Genomic DNA, 25,599 nt, shown 5'->3' on the forward strand with positions numbered 1-25,599 from the left:
CCCATGGCGCAGCTAAATTGCCAGTACTTCCGCACGCCTTCCTGCCGAGCCTTCATTGATGCGTATCGACGGTAACATCGCGCCCTATTCACCGGATCGTGGCCCCCGCTCGGGGACCGCGGTTACGCCTTATCGTGAGGCGAACCGGGAAGCGGAAGTAAAGCGCGAGCAGCCGGCACCTACTGCAGGCACCCAAGGCTTCGAACAGACCCCGCAGATTCGTCGTGTACAGCAGAGCAATGCCAGCACCGACAGCTTTCCCGTGCGCACGCTCGACAGCACCTACCAGCCGGCCATGAGCAGTCGCGCCGCCCAGGCCATTGCCAGCTACAGCACCACCGCCGCGTTCGTCCGCGACGTGGATGCCCAGCAGGTGTTGGGCCTCGACCTTTACGCCTGATCGACTCTCGGTCTGTTTCCCGTGCCTCGGTCAGGCACAATGGCCGCTTCTGACTGATCAGCGGTTCGTGATGCTTCCCTATTTTCTTGGTTGTCCTTCCTGGAACGAGCCCGCCTGGCGCGGCAGCTTCTACCCGCCCGACCTGAACATGAGCGACAGCGTGGCGCACTATTGCCGGGTGTTCAATGCGGTGGAAGGCAATACCACCTTCTATGCGCGCCCGGACCAGGACAAGCTCGCGCGCTGGGTGGCGGGCATGCCCGCGCATTTTCGTTTCTGCGCCAAGGTGCCCAGGGACATCAGCCACGAAGGCGACCTGCGCGAGCAACTGGCCAGCACCCAGGCTTTTCTCGATTTGCTCGCCCCCCTGGGCGAGCGGGTCACGCCGCTGTGGCTGCAGCTGCCGGCGATGTTCGGGCCGGCCCGGCTGGGTGAGCTGGCGCTATGGCTGGACGAATTCGCCCACCGGCGGCTGGCCGTGGAGGTGCGCCACCCGGCGTTCTTCGACAAGGGCGATGACGAGCGCGTGCTCAACCGCCTGCTCCACGAGCGCGGGGTGGAACGCATCTGCCTGGATTCCCGGGCGCTGTTCAGTTGCACCTCCAGGGATGCGGCGGTGCTGCATGCCCAGGCCAAGAAGCCGCGCCTGCCGATCCGCCCGGCGGCGTTCACGGACAGCCCCCAGGTGCGCTTCATCGGCGGGCCGGAGCTGGACGCCAATCAGCCGTTTCTCGAACCCTGGCTGGACAAGGTCGCGGCCTGGATCGAGCAGGGCCTGACCCCCCATGTGTTCCTGCATACCCCGGACAACCACCTGGCCGCCGCCCAGGCGCTGCGCTTCCACGAATTGCTGAGCGAGCGCCTACCCGGCTTGCCGCCGCTGCCACCGTACACCGACAGCGAACCCAGGGCCGAGCAGTTGGGGTTGCTTTAAGGCAAAAGCAGACATCGATGCAGTACCTGTGGGAGCGGGCCATGCCCGCGAAAAGTCGCGCGCACGGCGCGCTCCCACATTGGATCGCTGCCTGACCGTAGGATAGGGCGGGCCGCCTAGGTGCAACCCATCGGGCCTTGATGGGTTTCACCTACGCGGCCCGACCCATCCTACGTTGGCAATTGGTGGTCTAGGAGTTCGTGATAGTGGGAGCGGGCCATGCCCGCGAAAAGTCGCGAGCACGGCGCGTTCCCGCAGTCGATCGCGCTCAGGCCAGGCGCAGGTGGTTGTCCCAGAGGCCGGCCGGCAGCTCCAGGGGTTGAATGGCGATGCGTTCGCTGCGGCAGTCATACAGGCGGCAACGGCCGATACCGGCACTGACCACGAAACCGTGCTCCACCGCGCCGACACCGGCGCAGTCGGGCAGGGCGGCGTCCAGGCGCACGGCGCCGCTGTCCAGGTCCCAGATGAACAGGCGATTACCCCGCGGCGCGGTCATTGCCAGCAGGCGCAGCTCGCTGTGCACCGCCACACTGGCGGTGTACTGGCTCATCATCTGGCGCTGCGCATCGGCCATGGGAAAGTGCTGGAACGGCTGGCCCGGGCGCTTGATCGCCACCAGCGGCACGGCATCCATGGCATCGCCCATGTATTGCTGGCCGCTGACCACGGTGCCGTCGCTGGCCACGGCCAGGTGGCGCACGCTGTTCATCGGCTCGGGTAACTGTTCCTTGCTGTGCAGGGTGCCATCGCGCCCCATCAGCACCAGGCTGGCTTCCATGGCGTCGAGGTTCATCTCCACCCGGCTTTCCGCTTCGGTGCGAATGCCGCCGTTCGCTACCACCAGGGTTTCACCGTCGGGCATCCACAACAGCTGGTGCGGGCCCAGGCCGTGGCTGGACAGCTCATCGCGGTGCACCAGGCGTTCACCTTCCAGGCGATAGGCGCCAATCACGCCACGGCCCGGATCGCGGGTGTCGTTCTCGGTGGCGTACAGCCATTCGCCGCCGTTGTGAAACACCGCATGGCCGTAGAAATGCCGCTCCTGCTCGCTGTGCAGGGTCTGCAGCAGGCGGCCATCGCGGGTGTCGATCAGGTAGCTCTCGGTGCTTGGCCGGCGCCCGACGAACAGCGCCATCGGCCGGCTGGGATGGGGCACCACGTCGTGGCAGCGTTCGCTGACCTGGGTGGCGAAGGCGCGCTGGCCATCGAGCCGATAACCGACCGCATAATGCTTGCCGCCTTCGTCGTTGCGTGCCGACAGCAGCAGCGGCTGCTGGCCGGTATGGGTCAGCTTCCAGCCGCCGACGGCGCCTGCCGCCAGCAGGGTGGCGCTCAGGCCGAGAAATGCCCGGCGTTTCATGCTCATGGTTCAGTCTCCGTCGTGGGCGTTGAAGCCCAGCTGGATGCCCAGCGCCCGGGCCAGCTCGCCTTCGTGCAGGCGATGCAGCACGTTGAGGCTGTCGTAGAAGGCGTTCAGGGTCTGTCGCCCGGCCTCGTCGGCGAGCAATTCGCCGAGCGGGCGCTGCAGGCCGGCGAGCTGTTTGCGACTCTCGGCGTAGGCGGCGTCGATACGTTTCTTGAGATCGTCCTGATCGCTGCCGAGCAGGGCCTGCAGGCCGTCGTCCTTGGCGCCGTGCCAAAGCTGTTCGGCGCCGCTGAGCGCTGCGCCAAGGTTGCTCAGGCTGGCCTGGCTGCGCCACGCTTCGGCCTGGTAGGGCTGCGGCACGCCCTTGCTCTGCCGGCCCAGAGGCGCGCCAAGCTTCTTCTTCAGGCCGTCGATGGCACTGACCTGGGTGCGCAGCATGTCGGAGATCGCCTCGCTGGCCTCGGCATAGCGCTCGTTGGGGAAGGTGCGAAACAGCGCCAGGGCGCCGTTCTCGCCTTGCCACTGGTCCAGCACGCTGTTGGCCAGTGCCTGCTGATGCTCACCAATGGCGACTATCAGCGGGCAGTAGCGGGTTTTCTGCTCGGCGTTCTGCAGGTCGATCTCGGGATCGAACATCAGGTACTCGTAAGCGGTAAGCCCCTGGACCACCACACTGGCCTTTTCCAGATCGGCCGCGCCGAGTTGCGGTTTGGCCTTGACCAGTGCCTCGACCTGGCGAGCCACCAGGTTCTTCTTGTCCGGCCAGAACTGCACCTGCCAGGCGCGGTTGCCTTCGGCCAGCGGGCCGACCGCCAGGGGCTGCAGGCTGGCCCAGGCGCTCTGGGTGGTGAGAAACACCTGGCGCGCGCTGGCCAGGTCTTCCTGGCCGGCGCAGAACGCCTTGGCGCTGCCGGCCAGGGCGACATTCGCCTCTTTCCAGGTGGCGTGGGCTGGTAGCAACACGCCTTCGGCCAGCGCCGAACTGGTGGTGGCCTGCGGGTCGGCTGGCGAGCAGGCGGCCAGGGTCAGGCCCAGCAGGGCGACGGTCAGCGGAGAACGGATCATGCGCGGCTCCTTACAGTGAATTCAGAAACGCCAGAAGCGCGGCGCGCTCCTCGCTGGAAAGTTGCAGCACCCGCTGCTTGGCCGCTTCGGCTTCGCCGCCATGCCAGGCGATGGCTTCGAGCAGGTTGCGGGCGCGGCCGTCGTGCAGGAACTGGGTGTGGCCGCTGACCGTTTCGGTCAGGCCGATGCCCCACAGCGGCGCGGTGCGCCACTGGCGACCGTTGGCGAGGAACTCGTCGCGGCCATCGGCCAGGCCGTCGCCCATGTCGTGCAGCAACAGGTCGGTATAGGGGCGAATGGTCTGGTTGGCCAGCTCCGGTTCGGCAGCCTCGGCGGCGGTGACGAAGCTTGGCGTATGGCAGCCCTGGCAGCCGGCGCGATGGAACAGGGTCTTGCCGGCCAGCACCTGGGCGTCGTCGACCTTGCGGCGCGCCGGTACGGCAAGGTTGCGGGTGTAGAACAGCACCATGCTCATGATGTTGTCGCTGACTTCCGGCTCGCCGCCGTGGGGCGCCTGGCGGCAGGCGGACTGCGCCTCGGTGCAGCCGTCGCTGGGCAGCAGGCTGCTGGTCAGGCCCATGTCCTGCAGGAAGGCGTGGGCGTTCTGCTGGTTGAGCGTCGGTTGCCCGGCCTTCCAGCCGAAGCGGCCGAGTACGGTCTGCTGGCGTGCATCGTCCCACACCCGGTTGGGCTGGCCCTTGATGCCATCGCCATCGCGATCGTCCGGATCGGCGTTGGCCAGGATGGCCGCCTCGGGGATCGCTTCGAGCAGGCCGAGGCCGATCATCGGCGGGGCGACCCGCGCCGAGAACAGGGTGGCCGGGTGCATCGGCCCGTAACCCAGTTGGGTGATGTTCAGTTGCGGTTTGCGCAGCTCGATGCTGTAGCCATCGGCGAAGCGCACCTGCTCGGTGCTGTACTCGACGCGCACCTTGCCTTCCGGGGCGACGCCGGGATTGGCCATGTCCTGCAACTGGCCGCCATAGGTGGGCTCGGGCAGCACACCGAGGCGTTGCAAGGCGGCATGATCGGCATCGCCGGCCGGAATCGACAGGCGTACCAGCATCGACACGGCATTGACACTGCCCGGCTGCGGCGGGTGGCCGCGGCCATCGCGGACATGGCAGTTCTGGCAGGCGTTGGTGTTGAACAGCGGGCCGAGGCCGTCACGGGCCGTGGTGGTCGAGGGGGCGATCACCCAGGGGTTGCGAAAGAAGCTGTTGCCCACGCTGAAGTCCAGGCGCCGTTCGGGCGCCAGATTGGCGGCGGGCAGGGAGAAGGCCACGCGGTCGCTGCGTGACACGGTGGCCGCACCGCCGGACAGCGCTTCGCCGGGTTCGGCTGCGGTGAAAGTCGGCGACTTGTCGCAGGCGGTCAGGCCGAGAGCCAGAAACAGCAGTGGCAGCAGGCGACCGGGTGACGCTGGCATGGATGATCCGCAGGGCAGAAATCGAGGGCGGCAATCTTAGCAGTCTGCGCCGCGTTAAATAAGATGGATTTGCGTTTAATCCGCCAGCGCAACCAGGCTCTGCGCCGGTACCCAGCCGCTTTCGCCGCTGGCCTCGCGCAGGCACCAGAGCCAGCCGTTCAGGTGGCGGCTGGCAAGCAGCCGTTCGTTCACCTGGGTATCCAGTTCCCGCGCGGTATAGCGCTCCAGCGCGCGTGCGCTGCCGTCGCCAAGCACCTCGAGAAGGCTCAGCGGCACCCAGCCGCCGGGGTGGGTATCGGTGCGGCAGAAATACCAGTCCTGCCAGTCTTCAGGGCCGTCGTAGCGCTCGCCAAGCTGGAGCAGGGTGCCTGCCTCGAAGCTGATGGGCTGCGGATACTCGCTTCGGTGAGCGGTGACGACCCGATAGGCTGTGGGCTGCATGAATACCTCCTGTGCTCGCGGCATGGTACGCCGCCAGGTACAAAAAAGCCGGTGCGAAACCGCGCACCGGCTTGTTCGTTGCAACCTTACCGTGCTGATCAGAACTCGTGGTCGGCGGTGTCCGGGTTCAGGTCGCTGATACCGAGTTTGCCGGCGGCCTGTTCGATGGCACCGGTCTGCTTGACCAGGGCGGCGATGGCGTCGCGCACCAGTTGCTGGCCTTCGGCATTGTCGGCGGCGATCAGCTGGTCGAAGTGCACACCCTGGTTGGCGCTGTCGACCAGGGCCTGGAGCTTGGCCTGGGTGGCGTCCAGATCGGCCTTCACGGTGCTGTCGGTGGTGGCGTCGGCCTTGGCGACCAGCGACGACAGGCTCGGCCCGCTCAGGGTGCTGCCGTCGACCCGCTTGTACTCGCCCAGGTAGACGTTACGGATGCCCAAGCCGTTGTAGTAGTGCGAGTTGTGGGTGTTGTCGCTGAAGCAGTCGTGCTCGTCTTCGGTGGAGTTGGCTTCCAGGGCGACCTTCATGCGCTCGCCAGCCAGCTCGCCGAGGGACAGGCTGCCCATGCCGAAGAGCATCTTGCGCACGCCGTTCTCGGCGGATTCGCTTTCCAGGGTGGCGCGGTAGTTGTCGGCCACGCCGGCTTTCCACTGACCGGCCATTTCGTCGAGGTCGGCGACCAGCAAGTCGGTGGCGGCTTTCAGGTAGGCACGACGACGCTCGTTGTGGCCGCCGGTGGCGCCGTCACCGACCACGTAGTCGGTGGCCGGACGCTCGCCAGCGCCGGGGCCGGTGCCGTTCAGGTCCTGGCCCCAGAGCAGGAATTCGATGGCGTGGTAGCCGGTGGCGACGTTGGCTTCGGAGCCGCCCAGCTCGTTGAGGCTGGCCAGCAGGTCCGGGGTGATCTCGGTGACGTCGACCTTGTCTTCACCAACCTGGATCTCGGTGTTGGCGATGATGTTGGCGCTGGCGCCCGGGTTGCCCAGGGCGTGCTGGTAGTCGGCGTCGACGTAGTCGATCAGGCCTTCGTCCAGGGGCCAGGCGTTAACCTGGCCTTCCCAGTCGTCGACGAGGGTGTTGCCGAAGCGGAACACTTCGCTCTGCATGTACGGCACGCGCGCGGCCAGCCAGGCCTCGCGGGCGGCCTTGAGGGTATCGGCGTTGGGCGTGGCGAGCAGGGCGTCAACGGCGCTCTGCAGCTTCTTGGCGGTGCTGGCGGCGTCGTCGAACACGGCGGATGCGATGTCGGCGTAATGCTTGACCACGGCCTGCGCAGCGGCTTCGTCGAAAGCGCCGGCTGCTGCTGGTGCGCTGCTGCCGGTCGCTTGCGCAGCCGGGGCGGCGGCTTGGTTGGCAGGCGCCTTGTCTTCGCCGCAGCCCGCGAGGGCAATGGCGATGGTCAGCAGGCTGGCAGAGGCCAGGGGCATACGAATCATGACGAAATCCTTTGCGTGTTAATGGGGAGCGCGCATGGGTCTCCACGCGAGCTGCAACATAATGCGAAAGATTTTCATTTTAAGCAAAGGGTGGCTGTACTCGCGCCAACCGGGTCGGTTGGCGACTCGGTACTGGCCAACGGGTCAGAGCGTGGCCGGATTGATATGCCGCTGCGAGCGGCTGGACTGCTTGAGGTACTGGGTCAGCTCGCGAGCGGGCAGCGGCCGGCTGTAGTAGTAGCCCTGACCTTCATGGCAGCCCTGGGCGATGATGTAGGCTTCCTGCTCGGCGGTTTCCACGCCTTCGGCGATGACCTGCATGCCCAGGCTCTTGCCCAGCTGGATGATGGCGCGAACGATGGTGGCGTCGTCCTCGTCTTCGAGCAGGTCCTGCACGAAGCTCTTGTCGATCTTGATCTTGTCCAGCGGCAGGCTCTTCAGGTAACTGAGCGAGGAATAGCCGGTGCCGAAGTCGTCGATGGCGATCAGCGCGCCGGAGCGGCGCAGGCTCAGCAGGTGCTGGGCGGCGGTGCTGATGTCTTCCATCAGGCCGGTCTCGGTGACTTCCAGCTCCAGGCTGCGGGCGGGCAGGCGGTACATCTGCATCAGGTTGTTGACCACCCGCGGCAGCTCGGCATGGTGCAGCTGCACGGTCGACAGGTTGACCGCCATGCGCAGGTCGCCATAGCCCTGGTCGTGCCATTCGCGCAGCTGGCGGCAGGTCTGGTCGAGTACCCATTCGCCAATGGCGATGATGCTGCCGTTCTGCTCGGCCAGCGGGATGAACAGGTCCGGGCCGACGAAGCCGTGCTGCGGGTGCTGCCAGCGCAGCAGCGCCTCGACGCCGACCACGCGGTGGTCGCGGTAGCTGATCTGCGGCTGGTAGACCACGTGCAGCTGGTTCAGCGCCAGGGCGTCGCGCAGGTCCTTTTCCAGCTCGCGGCGGCGGCGCATTTCGCTGTCGACGCTGGCGATATAGAACTGATAGCGGTTGCGCGAGCGGCTCTTGGCCAGGGTCATGGTCTGTTCGGCTTTCTGCAGCAGCTTCTCGGGGCTGTCGCCATCTTCCGGGAACAGGGTGATGCCGATGGTGGCGCGCAGCTGCACCTGATGATCGTCGAGGGTGAAGGGCGTCTCGAGGTCGTCGAGTACGCTCTGCGCCAGTTCGGCGGCTTCGTAGGGCTGCTCGATATCGGCCTGCACCAGGGCGAACTGGTCGCCGCCAAGCCGCGCCAGGGCGCCCAATCGGCCGCTGTGACTGCGCAGGCGGTCGGACAGCGCCAGCAGCAGTTGGTCGCCGGTCTGGTAGCTGAACTGCTCGTTGATGCCCTTGAAATCATCCAGGCCCACGCACAGCACCGCGACGCGGCGCTGCATGCGGCCGGAGTCATCGAGGATCTGTTCGAGCTGCTGCTGCAGTTGCAGGCGGTTGGGCAGGCTGGTCAGGAAGTCGTACTGGGACATGCGCTGCAGGCTGTTTTCCGCCTCGCGGCGCAGGTGCGTGTTGCGTTCGATCGAGGCGAGCAGCCCGTTGGCGGTATTGATCCACAGGCCGAGCTCGTTCCTTTCGTTGCCGACCAGCATCGGCAGCTTGGTCTCGCTGGGCCGGTCCGGGTTGATGCTGCTCAGGTGGTCGATGATCTTGGCCAGTGGCTTGGTCAACATCCAGTAGTAGACCAGGTACAGCACCAGTGCCATGGCCAGGGCGCGCAGTACGCCGGAGATGAAGATGATCACCGAGTTGGTGAGAAAGCTTTCCCCGTACAGCGCGGTGTCCAGGGTGATGTTCAGGTCGCCGTAGTATTCGTTGTACGGCTCACGGCCGACCAGGCGGGTGCTGAAGTGCTGTTCCTCGCCGAGGATCGGGTCGGTCAGCCAGCGTATGGGCAGGTCGGCAAGCGGGCGACTCTTCTCGGCGAGCATCTGTTCGCCCGGATGGCCGATGGACGCCTGGCGCACCGACTCGTGCTGGAACAGGCCCTCGACCACCTGCATGCCCATCTCGCGATCCAGGCTGTAGACCGCCTGGGTGGAAGGGTCGCGGAACATGGCGAGAATGCGCTGGGAGTCGCTGGTGATGGAGTGGCGCGTCTTGTAGATGTCGAACACGATCTGCCCGAGGCTGAGCACCACGCCCACGGCAAGCGCGGAAAGGAGCACCACGCGCAGCAGTTTCACGGACAAGCTGTGCTTGAGTTCCAGCTTCAAATGGCGGTTCCTTGTGCGATACCCGGCGCCGGATAGAAGTTGAGTATTGGCAAACTCGCCTTGGCAGTCAAAGGCCCAATGCATGCGCCACCCAATCTCGTCGCGGCCAGGCTGGCAATACCTGCTCTGTTTCGGAACAAACCACCAGGTCTTGAGCGCCGCCCGTCGCTACCCTCGGTTGGCGACGGATAAAAAAATGCCCCCCTGACTCGCATCAGGAGGGCATCTTTACGTGTCAGCGCAGGGTTCAGGCAGCGAAGTTCTTCGCCACGAAGTCCCAGTTGACCAGGTTCCAGAACGCCTCGACATACTTCGGACGCACGTTGCGGTAGTCGATGTAGTAGGCGTGTTCCCAGACGTCGCAGGTCAGCAGCGGGGTGTCGCCGCTGGTCAGCGGGCAGCCGGCGCCGATGGTGCTGGCCAGGGCCAGGGAGCCGTCAGCTTTCTTCACCAGCCAGCCCCAGCCGGAACCGAAGGTGCCGATGCTGACCTTGCTGAACTCTTCCTTGAACTTGTCGAAGGAACCGAACGCCTTGTCGATGGCTGCAGCCAGTTCGCCGCTCGGCTGGCCGCCGCCGTTGGGGCTCAGGCAGTTCCAGTAGAAGGTGTGGTTCCACACCTGGGCGGCGTTGTTGAAGATGCCGCCGGAGGACGTCTTGACGATTTCTTCCAGGCTCTTGCCTTCGAACTCGGTGCCAGGCACCAGGTTGTTCAGGTTCACGACATAGGTGTTGTGGTGCTTGTCGTGGTGGTACTCCAGGGTTTCCTTGGAGATGTGCGGCTGCAGGGCATCGTGTGCGTAGGGCAGCGGCGGCAATTCGAAAGCCATGGTTATTCTCCTAATCAGGTCTGTTGCGATGAGCGCAAGGCCGATCACGGGCGGCCAAACATGCGTCGGCGGGTTTATACCCTTTGCGACGCAGGGCAAGGATCATAGCACCGGGGCTACGCCATAACCACGCGGCAACTGTGCGGGATACCAGGCCAGAGCCGTTGCGGCGATTCAGGCCAGCTTCATCATCGCCACACCGGCGAGAATGACCAGGCAGGCCACGGCGCGCAGCGGCGGCAGGCTTTCCTTGAGCCACAGGCGGCCGATCAGCAGGGCGAACACCACGCTGGTTTCGCGCAACGCCGAGACCAGTGCCACCGGCGCCAGGGTCATGGCCCAGATGGCGATGCTGTAGGCCAGCATCGACATGGCGCCGCCGAGCAGGCCGGCGCGCCAGTGTGGCCCGAGCGCGGAGACGACGGCCGGGCCGCGCTGGCAGAGGATCACCAGCGCCATCACCAGGCCGTTGACCGCGAACAGCCACGCCGAGTACGACAGCGGGTCGCCATTGGCGCGGGCGCCGCTGGCGTCGGCCAGGGTGTAGCCGGCGATGAACAGTGCGGTCAGCAGCGCATTGACCAAAAGGCCGCTGCTGCGCTTGCCGTGGCCGCCGCGGATCGCCATCAGCCAGATGCCGCCGACCAGCACGCCAAGGCCCAGCCACTGGCCGGCAGGCAGCACCTCGCCGAGCAGCAGCACCGACAACGCGGCCACCAGCAGCGGCGAACTGCCCCGGGAGATCGGGTAGACCTGGCCAAGGTCACCGTGCTGGTAGGCGCGGCTCAAGAACAGGTTGTAGCCGATATGCAACAGCGCCGAGAGGATGATCCACGGCCAGGCCGCCGCATCGGGCAGCGCTACGAAGGGCAGGGCGAGAAGGGCGACGATGCCGGCGCCGATCTGGATCAGCGAGGCGGTGAGAAAACGATCCAGACCGATCTTGAGCAGCGCGTTCCAGCCGGCATGCAAGGCGGCTGCGCCGATGACCATGAGAAAGACGCCTGTTTCCACTGCTGCTCCGCCGGTTGTCTGGAGCGCCTCAGCATAGCACCTGGTGCCTGGGCGTCCGGGCGTTACAGCGGGTTGGCGAGCAACTGCCAGGCAATGGCGAACATCATGGCTGCCACCAGCAGGTCGATGATCCGCCAGGTCAGCGGGCGGGCCAGCCAGGGGGCCAGCCACGCCGCGCCGAGGGCCAGGCACAGGAACCACGCCAGCGAGGCGCTGGCGGCGCCGGCGGCGTAGGCGGGCGGCACGGCTTGCTGGGCGCCGAGCGAGCCGATCAGCAGTACCGTGTCCAGGTACACGTGGGGGTTGAGCAGGGTCACCGCCAGGGTTGCCAGCATCACCGCTCGCAATGACCGGGGCGCGCCGCCTTCGACCTGCAAGCCTGCCGGCCGGCAGGCCCGCAGCAAGGCCTGAGCGCCATACCAGAACAGGAACGCCGCGCCGCCCCAGCGAGCGATGCCGAGCAGCAGTTCACTTTGCAGCAGCAGGGTGGCCAGGCCGAATACCCCGGCGCTGATCAGCAGCGCGTCACAGAGGATGCACAGCAGCGCCACCGGCAGGTGGTGTTCGCGGCGCAGGCTCTGCGCGAGCACGAAGGCATTCTGCGCGCCGAGGGCGACGATCAGCCCGGCGGTGATTGCCAGGCCATTGGTGTAGCTCTGCCACATGGCGGTTTTCCTTGAGAGGTGGGGGGTGGAACGGCTCGGGATGGCTATCAGTCTGCGGTGATTGCTTGTATAAGAAAAAGCAATATTGCTGATCGCTCATTAGGAAAATCGATTGCTGGATTACAAGTTGCTGGCCGCCCTTGCGGCAGTCGTCGAACAGGCTGGCTTCGAGCGTGGCGCCCAGGTGCTGGGCTTGTCGCAGTCGGCCGTGTCCCAGCGCATCAAACTGCTCGAGGCACGCATCGGTCAGCCGGTGCTGCTGCGGGCCATGCCGCCGACGCCGACCGATGTTGGCCGGCGGCTGCTCAATCACGTGCAACAGGTGCGTTTGCTCGAGCGCGATCTGCAGCAGCAGGTGCCAAGCCTGGAGGCGGAAGGTGAAACCCAGCGCCTGCGGGTCGCGGTGAATGCCGATAGCCTGGCGACCTGGTGGGCCAGGGCGGTGGCGGAGTTCTGCGCCAGCCATCGCGTGTTGCTGGAGCTGGTGGTCGAGGACCAGGAGGTAGGCCTCAAGCGCATGCGCGCCGGCGATGTGGCCGCCTGCGTATGCGCGGCGGAGCGGCCGGTATCCGGCGCGCGCAGTCTGGCCCTGGGCGCCATGCGTTATCGGGCCATGGCCAGCCCGGCATTCATCGCCCGGCATTTTCCCGGAGGGGTGAGCGCCGAGCGTATCGCCCAGGTGCCAGCCATCGTGTTCGGCCCGGATGACCAGTTGCAGCACCGTTACCTGAACGAGCTGGGCCTGTCGGGCAGCTTCCTGCATCACCTGTGCCCGTCGTCCGAGGGCTTCCTGCGCCTGACCGCCGAGGGCCTGGGCTGGGGCATGGTGCCCGAGCCGCAGATGGTCGAGGCCATGGCCCGCGGCGAGCTGGTCGAACTGCTCCCGGAGCGGCCCGTCGACGTGCCGCTGTACTGGCACCACTGGCGCAACGGCGGCGAGCTGCTCGACCAGCTCACCCGACACCTGCAGCGCCATGCCGGCAATTATCTGGTGCCGTTGCTGTGAACACGGCTGCCGCGATGGGCGCAACGCCTTATAGTGCGCCCAGCAGCGGGCGGAGGGCGTGATGAAGATTCTGGTCACCGGAGCAAGCGGTTTCATTGGCGGGCGTTTCGCCCGGTTCGCCCTCGAGCAGGGCCTGGACGTGCGCGTTACCGGCCGCCGCGAGGAGGCGTTCGAGCACCTGATTCGCCGTGGCGCGCAGTTCACCCCTGGCGATCTTGGCGATCCCGAGCTGGCGCTGTCGCTGTGCAGCGACGTCGAGGCGGTGGTGCACTGTGCCGGCGCCGTGGGCGTGTGGGGGCGCTACGAGTATTTTCACCAGGGCAACGTGGTGCTCACCGAGAACGTCATCGAGGCCTGCCTCAAGCGCGGTGTGCGCCGCCTGGTGCATCTGTCCTCGCCGTCGATCTATTTCGATGGCCGCGATCACCTCGGTCTGCGCGAAGAGCAGGTGCCCAAACGTTTCTCCAACCATTACGCACGCACCAAGTTCCTCGCCGAACAGCGCCTGTTCGGCGCCCAGGAATTCGGCCTGGAAGTGCTGGCGCTGCGGCCACGTTTCGTCACCGGGGCAGGAGATGTGAGCATCTTTCCGCGAATGATCGCCATGCAGCGTAAAAAGCGCCTGGCGATCATCGGCAACGGCCTGAACAAGGTCGATTTCACCAGCGTGCACAACCTCAACGACGCCCTGTTCGGTGCCTTGCTGGCCGCCGCGCCTGCGCTCGGCAAGGCCTACAACATCAGCGATGGCGCGCCGCTGCCGCTGTGGGACGTGGTCAATTACGTACTGCGCCAGCTGGAGTTGCCACAGGTTAGCCGGCATGTTCCGGTCGGCCTGGCGCGTAGCCTGGCCACCGTCAGTGAAGGCGCATGCAGCCTGCTGCCCGGTCGCCCCGAGCCGGCGCTGACGCGCCTGGCGGTGGACGTGATGAGCCGCAACTTTTCCCTGGACATCAGCCAGGCCCGTGAACACCTGGACTACCAGCCCAGCCACAGCCTGTGGCCGGCCCTGGACGAGTTCTGTCGCTGGTGGAAGGTGCAGGGCTAACCGCCCGCGCCAGGCCTGTGCGGAACCCGGGCCGCTTGTAGCGGGTCTCTGTGCCCGATACAGGCCGTTGCAACATGTTGATTACTGGCACTACGACACCCAAGCGCCAGCCGTGAATCGGTATACTGCGCGCACTTAGCCTCCACCCTGGTTTTCTCAAGGTTCTCCCCCCATGCGTAACGATGCCCACGACGAATTCGATGACGTACCCAGCCTGACCCCGGATCGCCGCGATGACGACGATTTCGAGCCCGAGCCGCAGCCCAACGTCCGTGCAGGCGCGGCGCCGCGTGTCGCCAAGGCACCGCGTGCGGCCAGCACCGGGCCGCTGTGGGCGCTGGTCGGTGCCCTGAGCATCGCCCTGGCCGGCCTGGGCTGGTGGAGCTTCCAGCAGATCAGCCTGATGGAGCAGCAACTGGTGGCCACCCAGGAAAGCTTCGCGCGTATCAGCGAGGAAGCGGCGGGGCGTATCCAGGACATTTCCGGCAAGGTGGTGGCGGCCGAGTCCAACGTCACCAGTGGCAGCGAAGCGCTGCGCCTGCAGGTGCGCCAGCTGGAGAACAAGGTCGCCGAACTGGGTAAGCAGCAACAGGCGGCGGGTGGTCAGCAGAGCGGGCAGGACAAACGCATCGAGCAACTGGTCGCCGACCTCAAGGCCCAGCAGGGCGATGCCGGCAAGTACGCCGACAGCCTGAAGAGCCTGGGCAGCGGCCAGGATGCCCTGAAAACCGAGCTGGCCACACTGAAAACCGAACTGGCTTCGCTCAAGAGCAGCCAGGGCGACGCCGGCAAGCTGGCCGCCCAGGTCAAGAGCCTGGCCGGTGAGGTCGAGGCGCTGAAGAAGGCTGGTAATTCCAATGCTGCAGTCGAGCGTCTGGAGCAGGACATGCTGGTGCTCAAGAGCCAGCTGGACAACCGCCCGGCCGCCAGCAACAACACCAGCAGCACCGCCGAGTTCGACGCCTACCGTGCGCAGACCACGCGCAGCATCAACACGTTGCAGGCGCAGATACAGAACCTGCAGCAGCAGATCGACGCCCGCTGATCAGTCCAGACCGTTGATATGAAAAAGCCCGCGTTTTTACGCGGGCTTTTTGTTGCTATCTGGAAAATTACAGGCGCGGATAGTCGATATAGCCGACCGGGCCGGAACCGTAGAAGGTTTCCTTGTGTGGCTCGTTCAGCGGTGCGTTCTGACGCAGGCGCTCGGGCAGGTCCGGGTTGGCGATGAAGGGCACGCCGAATGCCACCGCGTCGGCCTTGCCACTGGCCAGCCAGGCGTTGGCCTGGTCCTTGGTGAAGCCTTCGTTGGCGATGAACACGCCGCCGAATGCTTCCTTCAGGCTTGGCGACAGGCTGTCGTCGGCCTCGTGCTCACGGGCACAGAGGAAGGCGATATTGCGTTTGCCGAGTTCGCGGGCCACGTAGGTGAAGGTTTCGGCGCGGTTGGAGTCGCCCATGTCGTGGCTGTCGGCGCGTGGCGCCAGGTGCACGCCAACACGGCCCGGTTCCCATATGCTCAATACCGCATCGGTGACGTCGAGCAGCAGGCGGGCGCGGTTTTCCAGGCTGCCACCGTAGTTGTCGGTGCGCTGGTTGGTGCTGTCCTGCAGGAACTGGTCGAGCAGGTAACCGTTGGCGGCATGGATTTCCACGCCGTCGAAGCCGGCTGCCTTGGCGTTCTCGGCGCCCTGGCGATAGGCCTCGATGACGTCGGCGATCTCTTCGCTTTCCAGAGCGCGCGGGGTGACGAAGTCCTTCATCGGGCGGATCAGGCTGACATGGCCGGCCGGCTTGATGGCGCTCGGCGCCACTGGCAGTTCACCGTCCAGGTAGACCGGATCGGAGATGCGGCCCACGTGCCACAGTTGCAGGACGATCTTGCCGCCATTGGCGTGCACGGCCTTGGTCACGCCGCTCCAGCCACGTACCTGCTCATCGGACCAGATGCCGGGGGTGTTCGGGTAGCCGACGCCCATTGGCGTGACCGAGGTGGCTTCGCTGATGATCAGGCCCGCCGAGGCGCGCTGTACGTAGTACTCGGCCATCAGGGCATTGGGCACGCGGCCTTCGTCGGCGCGGCAGCGGGTCAGCGGCGCCATGATGATGCGGTTGGGGAGTTCCAGATCGCCGATCTTGATGGGGTCGAACAGTGTGGTCATTGCCTAGATCCTCGAAACAGTTGTTCGGTACAGGTTGATGGACGGGTTGAAAGGTTCGCTTGGCGATCACCGGGGGTCAGAGATCGCGGGTGATCCGCTCGATGAAGGCGTCGATGGCCGCATCGTTGCGCTTGAAGAAGTTCCACTGGCCGACCTTGCGGCTGGTCACCAGGCCGGCGCGCTGCAGCGTGGCCAGATGCGCTGAAACCGTGGATTGCGACAGGCCGGTGCGCTCATCGAACTTGCCGGCGCACACACCTATATCGAAGGCGTGATCGGGCTGCACGAAGTGCGCTTCGGGCTCTTTCAGCCAGCGCAGAATGTCGCGGCGCACGGGATGGGCCAGCGCCTTGATCACTTCGTCCAGATCGATGTCTTCGCTGTTCATCGGGGCTCCTGCAAGCGTGTAACGCTGTATCGCGATGGGACGAACTTTATATCGAGACTTGGCGATATACAGATCGTTCCAGCAGATAGTGCATATCGACCGGCATGATGGCGCGCCTCTCGCCGCTGGCGAGGCAAGGCTTTAAGCTGGGGCAATGAATTACCTTGCTCACCTTCATCTGGGCGGCGATGCGCCCGCCGAACTGCTTGGCAGCCTGTATGGCGATTTCGTCAAAGGGCCACTGGCCGGGCGGTGGCCGGCCGCTATCGAGGCGGGCATCGCCCTGCACCGGCGTATCGACGCCTTCACCGACAGCCATCCGCTGCAGGCCAGGGCGCGGGCGCGCTTTCCTGCCGCGCGGCGGCGCGTGGCCGGGATATTTCTCGACCTGTTCTTCGATCACTGCCTGGCCCGCGACTGGCAGCGCTACAGCGATCAACCGCTGCAGCGTTTCACCGACCGCGTTTACCGCGTGCTGGCCGCCGAGCCGCAACTGCCGGGCAGCCTGCAGCACATTGCCCCGCGCATGGCCGCCCAGGACTGGCTGGGCAGCTACGAGCAGTTCGAGGTGCTGGAACAGGTGATCGCCGGCATGTCGCGACGCCTGTCACGGGCGGGCCTGCTGGACGGCGGGCTGGACGATCTGCGCCGCCTCTACGAGCCGCTTAGCGAGGACTTCAGCGCCTTCTACCCGGCACTGATGGCCTTTGCCCGTGAGCAACGCGGCGCATAGCAACGCGGCGTCTTTTCTGGCGGAACAGCGGCGCGGTGGATTTCACCGCTGCTCTGCAGCGTTCTGCAATCTCTCGAACAGCGTCGCATCGACCTTCTTGCGCCGTGCGCCTTCCAGGTGCGCGCGCATGCGGTCGGCGGCGGCGAGGCGGTCGCCCTGTTCGATCAGGTCGAGGATCTCCAGGTGCTGCTCGACCTGAGCACGGCGGTGCTCGCGGGAAACGTCCACGCGGTATTCGACCAGGCGGCGCAGGCGATCCAGGCGCTTGAGCGATTGCAGCAGAAAGCGGTTGCCGGAAAACCCGGCGATGATTTCGTGGAAGCTCGAATTGGCTTCGTAGAGCTCCTCGATGGTCATGCTCAGGTAGCCACCCTCGGCGATGAATGTCTGCTGCTTGCGGCAGCTTTCCAGCAGCTCGCGGTCGACCTGGAAGGTCGGCGACAACAGCCCGGCCGGCTCGATGATCGAGCGGAAGGCGAAGCTTTCCTCGTAGGCCTCGATCGAGTCGATCACCGGCAGCATCTTCCAGCCCTGGCCGCTGCGCTGCTCGGCCCAGCCCTCCTGCTGCATGCGCAGCAGCGCCGCACGCAATTCGGCGCGGGATACATCGAACTGGCGCATCAGTTCGATCTCGGTGAACTGCTCGGGCAACTGCCGTGACAGGCGCAGGGCGACGAAGCGGCGGTACACCGAATCCTCCTCGGCCTCGGCGATTTCCTGCACCAGCTCGTTGAGATCCTCCGCCGCCCGGGCGAGGAAGAAACCGCGGTTGCGGTCGTGCTTGAGCATGCCGCGTTCGGCGAGGTGGTTGAGCACGAACTTCACCGGCGTGCGCGAGGTATTGAGGGTTTGCGCCAGGTGCGATTCGGCCAGGTGATGGCCGATGGGCAGACGCTCACGGCGCACGTAGGCGATCACCTCGCGGGCGACGCGCTTCTGCAGGGCAGTGAGAACCGCCGAAGGGGTGTTGTCCTGGGCCATGGCAGTGGGCGTCGATTCCTGTCTGGGGTAATGCGCCTGTGCCGAGCGAGTCGGCAGGCGCTGCATTCTGCTACGTAATCGACGCCACGGAAAGATGCCGGGCGGCTGGGGGGTTTAAAGGTGGATTGTTTTTTATGCTTCTAAAGATCAATAATAGGAGCGTCGATTCACGAGGCCTGCGGCAGATTCTAACGATTGATGCCGTGGCGCTCGACAGGCTGTGAACAACGTAGCGATAGAAAACATCCAATAATCAGGCTTCCGTTTTCCGCGACCACCTCGATCTCGATCCATCACCAGGCTGCTGGTGCACGTACCGAAGGGGACGCAATGTTCAAGACCCACTGGAGCAATCACCTGGGCACGCCGATGGTCGGTGCCCTTGGCGCGGTGATCGCGACGTTTATCGGCTGGCCACTGCCATGGATGATCGGCTCCCTGGTGGCGGTGATTCTGGTGCGCTGCTTCAGCACCTGGCAGCTGCAGCCCCTGCCGGGCGGGCGCAAGGTCGGCCAGTGGATCATCGGCATCGGTATCGGCCTGCACTTCACGCCGGCGCTGGTGGCGCAGATTGGCGGGCATCTGCTGCCGATCATTGTCGGCGCGCTGATCACCGTACTCAGCAGCATCGCCGGCGTGTGGTTCATGCGGCGCACCGGAGAGAACATGGCCACGGCGTACTTTTCCAGCATGCCGGGCGGCTCCGGAGAAATGGTCAACCTCGGCGCCCGCAACGGCGCCGAACTGACCCGCGTGGCGGCGGCGCAAAGCCTGCGGGTGGTGGCCGTGGTGCTGCTGGTGCCGGCAGTATTCAAGTTTCTGCTCGGTGATGGTGAGGTGCATTTCCACGCTGCCCACGCGGACTGGCCGTGGCTGGCGCTGATCATGCCGGTGGCCGCGGCCGCCGGCTGGCTGTTGCAGCGCTACCGCCAGCCCAACCCCTGGCTGTTCGGGCCGCTGCTGGTCAGCGCCGCTGCCAGCATCGGCTTCGACCTGAGCAGCACGCTGCCGGCCGGCGCCAGCCAGGTTGGCCAGTTGATGATCGGCAGCGCCCTGGGCTGCTTCTTCAACCGCGCGTTCTTCCGTTATGCCCCTTCATTTCTGGCTCGCACCCTGCTCACCACGCTGGTGATGATGCTGGTGGCGTTGGTCGGTGCGGTGTCGGTCGGCTGGGCAAGCGGGTTGGATATCCAGTCCCTGACCCTGGGCATGATGCCCGGCGGCATCGCCGAGATGAGCCTGACGGCCGAAACCCTGCAACTGGCCGTGCCGCTGGTGACCGCCATGCAGGTGGTGCGGCTGTTTCTGGTGCTGTTCCTGGCCGAGCCGATCTTCCGACGCTGGTTGCAGACCGATAGCCCGCAGTTGCGGCGGGCCTGATCGGTCTCGTCGTAATTCCATTGGCAGCGGCCGCTGCGTGATGGAAGCGGACATCGGCGCACTACCTGTGGGAGCGGGCCATGCCCGCGATTTTTCGCGCGCATGGCGCGCTCCCACAAAAAGCGCGGCAATCTCTGCCCTTGCCTTGTTAGCGTCGATCCATGGGAATGTGAGCTCGAAGATGACGCTTTACTACCTGTGGGAGCGGGCCATGCCCGCGATTTTTTCGCGCGCATGGCGCGCTCCCCAAAAAGCGCGGCAATCTCTGCCCTTGCCTTATTCGCGTCGATCCATGGGAATGCGAACTCGAAGTTGACGCTGTACTACCTGTGGGAGCGGGCCATGCCCGCGATTTTTCGCGCGCCTGGCGCGCTCCCACAAAAAGCGCGGCAATCTCTGCCCTTACCTTATTCGCGTCGATCCGTGGGACTGCGAGCTCGAAGAAGATTCTAAGCCGCAGCCTGGGCCTCTGGCTGCGGGCCATAGAGCGCTTCGCTGATCGCTGCCTGGGCGCGGCGGGCCAGTTCGTTGCGGTTGCCGGAGTTGCTGGCGATTGGTTCGAGCAGCTGGATTTCTACCTCGGCGACATCGCTGTTCATCAGCCGCAGCAGGTGCGAGAGCAGGTCATCGTCGCCGATAAAGGGCGCCACATCGCAGCGCTGCCCATCGCGAACATAACGAATGGCCACCGGCTGCAGGTCGATGCCGCTTTCGATGGCGCTGCTCAGCAGGCGGCCGTGAAAGGTGCGCAGGGCCGTGCCGTCGCAGGTGGTGCCTTCCGGGAAGATCAGCAGATGGCGGCCGCCATTCAGATGACGACCCAGTTGCTGGTTGAGCAGCCCGCCGTCACCGGCGCCGCGGCGGATGAACAGGGTGCCGGCCTTGTGCGCCAGCCAACCGGCCAGCGGCCAGGTGCGCACTTCGGCCTTGGACAGGAACGACAGCGGCGCCAGCATGCCGATCAGCGGAATGTCGGTCCAGGAGATGTGATTGCTCAGCCACAGCATCGGTTTTTGCGGCAGCTGCCCCCGCACGCTGACGCGAAAGGGCAGGGCGTTGCCCAGGCGGGCGAGAAACCAGCGGGTCAGGCGTTGGCGCAGGCCCAGCAAGTCACGGCGAGTCAGGCGTTCGACCGGCACCAGAAAAGTTGCCAGCAGCGCACCGACGCCGAGCACTGCCGCGAGGCGGCTCAGGCGCAGGTACAGACGCAGTTTGTTCATGGATTTTTCGGCCTGGAAATAATAGGGAAGAGCGCTTAAGCGGGCAGCGCCCGGCACGGCATTTCTACCGTGACGGGACAGTGTGGGGCAAGCGGTCGATCAGACCGCGGCTTTGAAATGCTTGGCGTAGCGTGGGCACAGCTCATCGCGCTTGAGCAGGATGAACACGTCGGCGACCTGGAAGTCCTTGTCCCAGCAGGGCTCACCGCAGATCTTGGCGCCCAGGCGCATGTAGGCCTTGAGCAGCGGTGGCATCTCGGCGATCACGTTGCCCGAGATCTCCAGGCTGGGCAGCGGCGTTTTCGGCTCGGCGCGCAGGTTCTCGGTGCACAGGTAGCGTTCGCGCAGGCGTTGCATGATCGCCTGGGCCTGGATGCCGCCATCCTGCATGGGGATGCTGGCGCAACCCATCAGGTAGCGGTAGCCGCCTTCGTTGAGCACTTCGGCCAGCTCGGCCCACAGAACCGCGATGGTTCCGCCGTTGCGGTACGCGGCGTCCACGCAGGTGCGGCCGATTTCCAGAATCGGGCCTTGCAGGTGGCGCAGGCCATGCAGGGCAAATTCCTCTTCGCTGTAGAAACGCCCCAGGCTGGCGGCTGCCTGGTGGTCGAGCAGGCGCGTGGTGGCCACCAGTTCGCCGCTGTTCAGGTCGCGCACACCGATGTGCTGGCAGTGCACGTCGTAGTCGTCCATGTCCAGGCCCAGCTCGGCGCCCTTGAGCTTTGCATCGAATTCGGCGCTGAACACGCGAAAACGCAGGGCCTGGGCCTCGCGCAGGGCGCGCGGCGTGCTCAGGCGCTCGGCCTGCAGGCGACGGGGAGCATTGCTGCGCTCGGGTGCCATGGCGTTTTGGGTCATGCCTTACCTCCGTTGCGGGTCGGGCAGCCTTGCTGCGCACGAACCGGAATTAGCCTGCAGACCTGAGAAAACTCAGGAAACACATTCAGGCTAGGCAGGGCGGGTGTCACGCCCATGAAGGTTCGGTGATGCTTATGTGACAGGCGGCGAGCTGCTGCCGGGCATAGCTACCAGGCACAGGTAGTGCCGTGAGCAGGCAATCTTGCTTACCATGGGCGCCCGCCGTCTTCGAGCCACGCCGCCCATGTTCTTCGTCCGCAACCTCGGTTTGCCTTTCATCCTCATCATTGGCGGCGTGGTGGCCATGATGGGCCTGGTGATCCTCTCCCAGCAGGGTGGCGCCGCCACGGGCTGGGCGCGGGCGCTGTTTCCCTGGATGGGCCTGCTGCCGGCCCTTGGGGCGGCCTGGGCAGTACGCCGGCTGGTGCAGATCGGGCAGTGGCGGCGCGGCACCCTGAATGGCGATTGTCCGCGCTGCACCGGGGTGATGGCGGGCGGGCGCTGCCGCATGTGCGGGCAACGCTGAGCCAGCGTCGGCTTCCCTGACCCAGGTCATCACCCGCGCCCTGGCAGCTCCCTAAGCTCTGCCACTTTGGCTGACGAGTGTGCCGGTATGCGCCGCGACCCCATCGTGCTGTTCGACAACGGCACCCACCGCTGCATGATGTTCGATGACCTGGTCAGCGGCGAGGGCGTGCAGTCCAACCAGTTCCTGATCATCGACCATGACCAGTACCTGCTGCTCGACCCGGGTGGCGACCTGACCTACGTGCCGCTGAGCATGGAGCTGTCCAAGCACATTCCGCTGCAGGAGCTGACCTACATCTTCGCCTCGCACCAGGACCCGGACATCATCGCCTCGCTCGACAAGTGGCTGCTGCACACCAGGGCGCAGGTCATCTGCTCCAAGCTGTGGGCGCGCTTTCTGCCACACCTGACGGCCAACTACCTGGCGCTGAGCCGCGGCATCAACACCTTCGACCGCATCATTGCCCTGCCCGACCGCGGCCAGTCCTTCGCCCTCGGGCGCTGCACGCTCAAGGCGGTGCCGGCGCACTTCCTGCACTCGGTGGGCAACTTCCAGCTCTATGACCCGCTGAGCAAGATCCTCTTCTCCGGCGACATGGGCGCCTCGATGCTCGATGACAGTGGCCCGGTGGCGGATTTCGCCGCCCATGTGCCGAGCATGCTCGGCTTTCACCGCCGCTACATGGCCAGCAACAAGGCCTGCCGCCTGTGGGCCGCCATGGTGCGCGGCATGGACGTGGAGAGGATCGTGCCGCAACACGGTCGGCCGTTCATGGGGCGCGAGATGATCAGCGCCTTTTTGTACTGGATCGAGAACCTGGAATGCGGGCTCGACCTGCTCGGCCCCGAGGACTATCAGCTGCCCCGTTAGCGCCTGCCGTGCGCGGTGCTTTGCAAGCAGCACGCGCCCGGCTATCGTGGCGCATCCCCCCGCTGCCGCCGAGATGTCATGCGCCGCTTTTCCCATCCCCTGTGTGTGAGCGACTGATGCCCGGTCAGGTCTATCCCTGGCGCCAGGGCAACCAGTTCACGCTGCTCAACGACGGCCCGGCGTTCTTTCCACGGATGATCGCCTGGATCGACGCCGCCCGGGCAACGATCGAACTGGAGCAGTACCTGGTGTCCAGCAGCGCCTGCACCGATGCGCTGCTGCGTGCCCTGTGCGAAGCGGCCGAGCGCGGCGTGACGGTGCGTTGCCTGTTCGACGCCTTCGGCTGCCAGGCGCTGAATGCCGCCGACCGCCAGCGCATGCTCGACGCTGGCGTGCAGCTGCGCTGGTACAACCCGCTGCGCTGGCGGCGCGGTGTACGCAACCTGTACCGCGACCACCGCAAGCTGCTGGTGGTCGACAGCCAGGTGGCCTTCGTTGGCGGCACCGGCTCGACCGATGACTTCTGGATGCCCGGCGAGCCCGAGAGCGCCTGGCACGAAGTGATGGTGGAAATCGCTGGCCCGCTGGTGGCCGACTGGCTGCAGCTGTTCGACCGCCAGTGGCAGGCCAACAACTCGCGCTTCGCCTGGCGCCCGTACCTCACGCCCCATCGCCACCCCTTGCCGCACCTGCCCGCGTCGGGTTCTGGCTGGGGGCGGGTGGCCTACGCCGATGCCCGCGAGCATCGCGACATCCTGCAATCGCTGATCCGTGCCCTCAACGGCGCCCAGCATCGGGTGTGGCTGGCCACACCGTATTTCCTGCCGACCTGGCGGGTGCGCCGGGCGCTGCGCAAGGCCGCCGGGCGTGGCGTCGACGTGCGCCTGCTGCTCAGCGGCCGGCATACCGACAACCCGGCGGTGCGCTTTGCCGGGCAGCGTTACTACCCACGCCTGCTCAAGGGCGGGGTGCGCATCTTCGAGTTCCGCCCGCGCTTTTTGCATCTGAAAATGGTGCTGGTGGATGACTGGACCAGCGTCGGCTCCTGCAACTTCGACCACTGGAACCTGCGCTTCAACCTCGACGCCAACGTCGAAACCCTGGACGCCGCCTTCACCGCGGCGGTGCAGCAGAGCTTCGAGCGCGATTTCCCGCAGAGCCGCGAGGTGGATTTGCAGATGTGGCAGGCGCGGCCGTTCTGGACGCGGGTGCGTCAGCGCCTGTGGGGCTGGGCGGATCGGCTGATCGTCAACCTGCTCGATCGACGCCGCTGATCCGGCCCAGTATCCGCAGATACAGGCGCATGGTGGTGCCCACGCCGGGCGCCGTCTGCACCCGTATATCGCCGCCGGTGTGGTTGGCGAATTCGCGGGCCTGGGCCAGGCCCAGGCCGGTGCCCTTGCCGGCCTGCTTGGTGGTGAAGAAGGGGGCGAATATCTTCGCCGCCAGCTCGGCGGGCATGCCCGGCCCGTCGTCGCGGACGCTCAGCACCAGGTAATTGCCGTCGCTCAGCTGCGCGTCGCCGAGCAGGCGCTCCTGATGGGTGGCGATCAGCACCTGGCCGCGGCCCAGCATGGCGTCGCGGGCATTGCTGAGCAGGTTGAGTACCACCGCCTGCAGCTGCACCTCGTCGCACATCACGCCGACGTCCCGGGCCGCCAGGTCGAAGCTCAGGTTGATGTCGCTGCCCAGGGTGCCGGCCAGCAACTCGCGGGCGGCGTCGAGGCGCTCGCTGATGTCGATGCACGCCAGCTCGGGGCCGTCCTGGCGCACGTTGGCGAGCAACTGGCGAATCAGCTTGCCGCCTTGCTCCACCGCTTGCAGGCCGGTCTGCGCGAAGCGCTCCACGTCCGCCGGGCGCCGCGAGCGCAACTGGGCCATCTGCAGGCTGCTGCTGAGCACCTGCAGCAGGTTGTTGACGTCATGGGCGATGCTGGCGGTCAGCATGCCCAGGGACGATACGCGGCGTGCATGGCGCAGCGACTCCTCGGCTTCGCGATGACGCGCCTGGGCCTGTTCCAGCTCATCGAGCAGCACGGTGGCATGGCGCTCGCGCTGCAGCTCCAGCAGGCGCAGTTGCAGCAGCGCGGCGGTTTGCCGGGCCAGTGCCTGCAGCGCCTGGCGCTGGTGTTCGGCGAGGGTTCGTGGCCGGGTGTCGATCACGCAGACGGTGCCCAGCGGATGGCCGGCATCGGTGCGGATCGGCGCACCGGCATAAAACCGAATGTGCGGCTCGCCGAGCACCAGCGCACTGTGCTGGAAACGCGGGTCCTGCAGGGCATCCTCCACCACCAGCACGTCAGCGGGTTCGAGAATCGCATGGGCGCAAAACGCCAGGTCGCGGTGGGTCTCGCGCACGTCCAGCCCCACGCAGGCCTTGAACCACTGCCGCTCGCGATCAACCAGGGAGACCAGGGCAATCGGGGTGTCGCACAGGGTCGTCGCCAGCAGCACCACATCATCGAAGTTCTGCTCGGGCGCCGAATCGAGGATGTCGAGGTGTTCGAGGGAGAGCACGCGCTCTTCTTCGTCGTGCGGCGCTGGGGCGGGGCGATGGGGCATCGGCGAATACCGCAGAAAAAGTGGCGGCATGATGCGCTGTACAGTGTACAACAGGCAAGCAAGTTGTCGGGG

25 protein-coding genes are annotated in these 25,599 nt (G+C 65.9%); 10 read left to right on the forward strand and 15 right to left on the reverse strand.

The features are described from left to right. Positions 1 to 58: 58 nt before the first annotated feature. Both QYS36_RS04945 and QYS36_RS04950 read left to right on the forward strand, forming a co-directional pair. Positions 59 to 400: a hypothetical protein gene (locus QYS36_RS04945; protein WP_308838441.1), complete on the forward strand. Its 342-nt coding sequence runs from the start codon at positions 59 to 61 to the stop codon at positions 398 to 400. Positions 401 to 470: 70 nt separating this feature from the next. Next, positions 471 to 1,334 carry a DUF72 domain-containing protein gene (locus tag QYS36_RS04950; protein WP_308838519.1) on the forward strand — a complete coding sequence of 288 codons (864 nt, stop codon included), beginning with the start codon at positions 471 to 473 and terminating at the stop codon, positions 1,332 to 1,334. Positions 1,335 to 1,602: 268 nt separating this feature from the next. Here the strand turns inward: QYS36_RS04950 and QYS36_RS04955 are convergent, their stop codons facing one another. From QYS36_RS04955 to QYS36_RS04995, 9 genes are all read right to left on the reverse strand, one after another. Continuing rightward, on the reverse strand, positions 1,603 to 2,697 hold the full coding sequence (locus tag QYS36_RS04955; protein ID WP_308838520.1) for a DUF1513 domain-containing protein: 1,095 nt from the start codon (positions 2,695 to 2,697) through the stop codon (positions 1,603 to 1,605). 9 nt (positions 2,698 to 2,706) lie between these two features. Further along, positions 2,707 to 3,768, reverse strand: coding sequence for an imelysin family protein (locus tag QYS36_RS04960; RefSeq protein WP_308838442.1), 1,062 nt, complete (start codon positions 3,766 to 3,768; stop codon positions 2,707 to 2,709). Between the two features lie 10 nt (positions 3,769 to 3,778). Continuing rightward, entirely contained in the window at positions 3,779 to 5,197 is a 1,419-nt protein-coding gene (locus QYS36_RS04965) for a di-heme oxidoredictase family protein (RefSeq protein WP_308838443.1), read from the reverse strand. 75 nt (positions 5,198 to 5,272) lie between these two features. Next, positions 5,273 to 5,638, reverse strand: coding sequence for an SH3 domain-containing protein (locus QYS36_RS04970; protein ID WP_308838444.1), 366 nt, complete (start codon positions 5,636 to 5,638; stop codon positions 5,273 to 5,275). A gap of 98 nt (positions 5,639 to 5,736) precedes the next feature. Continuing rightward, positions 5,737 to 7,074, reverse strand: coding sequence for an imelysin family protein (locus tag QYS36_RS04975; protein WP_308838445.1), 1,338 nt, complete (start codon positions 7,072 to 7,074; stop codon positions 5,737 to 5,739). Positions 7,075 to 7,218: 144 nt separating this feature from the next. Beyond that, positions 7,219 to 9,282: an EAL domain-containing protein gene (locus tag QYS36_RS04980; protein ID WP_308838446.1), complete on the reverse strand. Its 2,064-nt coding sequence runs from the start codon at positions 9,280 to 9,282 to the stop codon at positions 7,219 to 7,221. Between the two features lie 247 nt (positions 9,283 to 9,529). Continuing rightward, complete coding sequence (locus QYS36_RS04985; RefSeq protein ID WP_074882757.1) at positions 9,530 to 10,111, reverse strand: superoxide dismutase; 582 nt, start codon at positions 10,109 to 10,111, stop codon at positions 9,530 to 9,532. Between the two features lie 174 nt (positions 10,112 to 10,285). After that, positions 10,286 to 11,125 (reverse strand): EamA family transporter, encoded by an 840-nt coding sequence (locus tag QYS36_RS04990; protein ID WP_308838447.1) that lies wholly within the window; start codon positions 11,123 to 11,125, stop codon positions 10,286 to 10,288. A 62-nt stretch (positions 11,126 to 11,187) separates the two neighbouring features. Next, positions 11,188 to 11,790, reverse strand: coding sequence for a LysE/ArgO family amino acid transporter (locus tag QYS36_RS04995; protein ID WP_308838448.1), 603 nt, complete (start codon positions 11,788 to 11,790; stop codon positions 11,188 to 11,190). 112 nt (positions 11,791 to 11,902) lie between these two features. On the opposite strand from QYS36_RS04995, the gene QYS36_RS05000 reads away from it, so the two are divergent. The 3 genes from QYS36_RS05000 (at position 11,903) to QYS36_RS05010 (ending at position 14,889) form a co-directional block, all read left to right on the forward strand. Then, the gene (locus QYS36_RS05000) at positions 11,903 to 12,796 is read left to right on the forward strand and encodes a LysR family transcriptional regulator ArgP (RefSeq protein WP_308838449.1); all 894 of its coding nucleotides are present in this window, start codon (positions 11,903 to 11,905) and stop codon (positions 12,794 to 12,796) included. 61 nt (positions 12,797 to 12,857) lie between these two features. Continuing rightward, positions 12,858 to 13,844: an NAD(P)-dependent oxidoreductase gene (locus QYS36_RS05005; RefSeq protein WP_308838450.1), complete on the forward strand. Its 987-nt coding sequence runs from the start codon at positions 12,858 to 12,860 to the stop codon at positions 13,842 to 13,844. A 172-nt stretch (positions 13,845 to 14,016) separates the two neighbouring features. Next, entirely contained in the window at positions 14,017 to 14,889 is an 873-nt protein-coding gene (locus QYS36_RS05010) for an ATPase (protein ID WP_308838451.1), read from the forward strand. 67 nt (positions 14,890 to 14,956) lie between these two features. Here the strand turns inward: QYS36_RS05010 and QYS36_RS05015 are convergent, their stop codons facing one another. Together QYS36_RS05015 and QYS36_RS05020 are read right to left on the reverse strand one after the other, a co-directional pair. Beyond that, positions 14,957 to 16,006, reverse strand: a complete 1,050-nt coding sequence (locus QYS36_RS05015) for an alkene reductase (protein ID WP_308838452.1) — start codon at positions 16,004 to 16,006, stop codon at positions 14,957 to 14,959. 76 nt (positions 16,007 to 16,082) lie between these two features. Continuing rightward, on the reverse strand, positions 16,083 to 16,394 hold the full coding sequence (locus QYS36_RS05020; protein ID WP_308838453.1) for a metalloregulator ArsR/SmtB family transcription factor: 312 nt from the start codon (positions 16,392 to 16,394) through the stop codon (positions 16,083 to 16,085). A 154-nt stretch (positions 16,395 to 16,548) separates the two neighbouring features. On the opposite strand from QYS36_RS05020, the gene QYS36_RS05025 reads away from it, so the two are divergent. Then, positions 16,549 to 17,127: an ACP phosphodiesterase gene (locus QYS36_RS05025; RefSeq protein ID WP_308838454.1), complete on the forward strand. Its 579-nt coding sequence runs from the start codon at positions 16,549 to 16,551 to the stop codon at positions 17,125 to 17,127. A gap of 42 nt (positions 17,128 to 17,169) precedes the next feature. On the opposite strand, the gene QYS36_RS05030 is transcribed toward QYS36_RS05025, so the two are convergent. Then, on the reverse strand, positions 17,170 to 18,174 hold the full coding sequence (locus QYS36_RS05030; protein ID WP_308838455.1) for a GntR family transcriptional regulator: 1,005 nt from the start codon (positions 18,172 to 18,174) through the stop codon (positions 17,170 to 17,172). A 264-nt stretch (positions 18,175 to 18,438) separates the two neighbouring features. Here QYS36_RS05030 and QYS36_RS05035 point away from each other — a divergent pair, with 264 nt between their 5' ends. Then, complete coding sequence (locus QYS36_RS05035) at positions 18,439 to 19,488, forward strand: AbrB family transcriptional regulator (protein WP_308838456.1); 1,050 nt, start codon at positions 18,439 to 18,441, stop codon at positions 19,486 to 19,488. A 449-nt stretch (positions 19,489 to 19,937) separates the two neighbouring features. Here QYS36_RS05035 and QYS36_RS05040 read toward each other — a convergent pair whose 3' ends face one another. Then, positions 19,938 to 20,708: a lysophospholipid acyltransferase family protein gene (locus QYS36_RS05040; protein WP_308838457.1), complete on the reverse strand. Its 771-nt coding sequence runs from the start codon at positions 20,706 to 20,708 to the stop codon at positions 19,938 to 19,940. A gap of 99 nt (positions 20,709 to 20,807) precedes the next feature. Next, positions 20,808 to 21,566, reverse strand: coding sequence for an L-ornithine N(alpha)-acyltransferase (olsB, locus tag QYS36_RS05045; RefSeq protein WP_308838458.1), 759 nt, complete (start codon positions 21,564 to 21,566; stop codon positions 20,808 to 20,810). A 244-nt stretch (positions 21,567 to 21,810) separates the two neighbouring features. On the opposite strand from olsB, the gene QYS36_RS05050 reads away from it, so the two are divergent. The 3 genes from QYS36_RS05050 to QYS36_RS05060 all read left to right on the forward strand — a co-directional run bounded on the left by QYS36_RS05050 (position 21,811) and on the right by QYS36_RS05060 (position 24,239). Beyond that, complete coding sequence (locus QYS36_RS05050) at positions 21,811 to 22,092, forward strand: hypothetical protein (RefSeq protein WP_192424371.1); 282 nt, start codon at positions 21,811 to 21,813, stop codon at positions 22,090 to 22,092. Positions 22,093 to 22,179: 87 nt separating this feature from the next. Continuing rightward, a complete protein-coding gene (locus QYS36_RS05055; RefSeq protein WP_308838459.1) occupies positions 22,180 to 22,965 on the forward strand; it encodes an MBL fold metallo-hydrolase in 786 nt (261 codons plus the stop codon). 116 nt (positions 22,966 to 23,081) lie between these two features. Next, positions 23,082 to 24,239 (forward strand): phosphatidylserine/phosphatidylglycerophosphate/cardiolipin synthase family protein, encoded by a 1,158-nt coding sequence (locus tag QYS36_RS05060; RefSeq protein ID WP_308838460.1) that lies wholly within the window; start codon positions 23,082 to 23,084, stop codon positions 24,237 to 24,239. Here QYS36_RS05060 and QYS36_RS05065 read toward each other — a convergent pair. Continuing rightward, complete coding sequence (locus QYS36_RS05065) at positions 24,214 to 25,527, reverse strand: ATP-binding protein (protein ID WP_308838461.1); 1,314 nt, start codon at positions 25,525 to 25,527, stop codon at positions 24,214 to 24,216. The two genes, QYS36_RS05060 and QYS36_RS05065, sit on opposite strands and share 26 nt — an antisense overlap. Positions 25,528 to 25,599: the final 72 nt, after the last annotated feature.

It is taken from the genome of Pseudomonas sp. G34 (assembly GCF_031119625.1).
Classification (GTDB): domain Bacteria; phylum Pseudomonadota; class Gammaproteobacteria; order Pseudomonadales; family Pseudomonadaceae; genus Aquipseudomonas.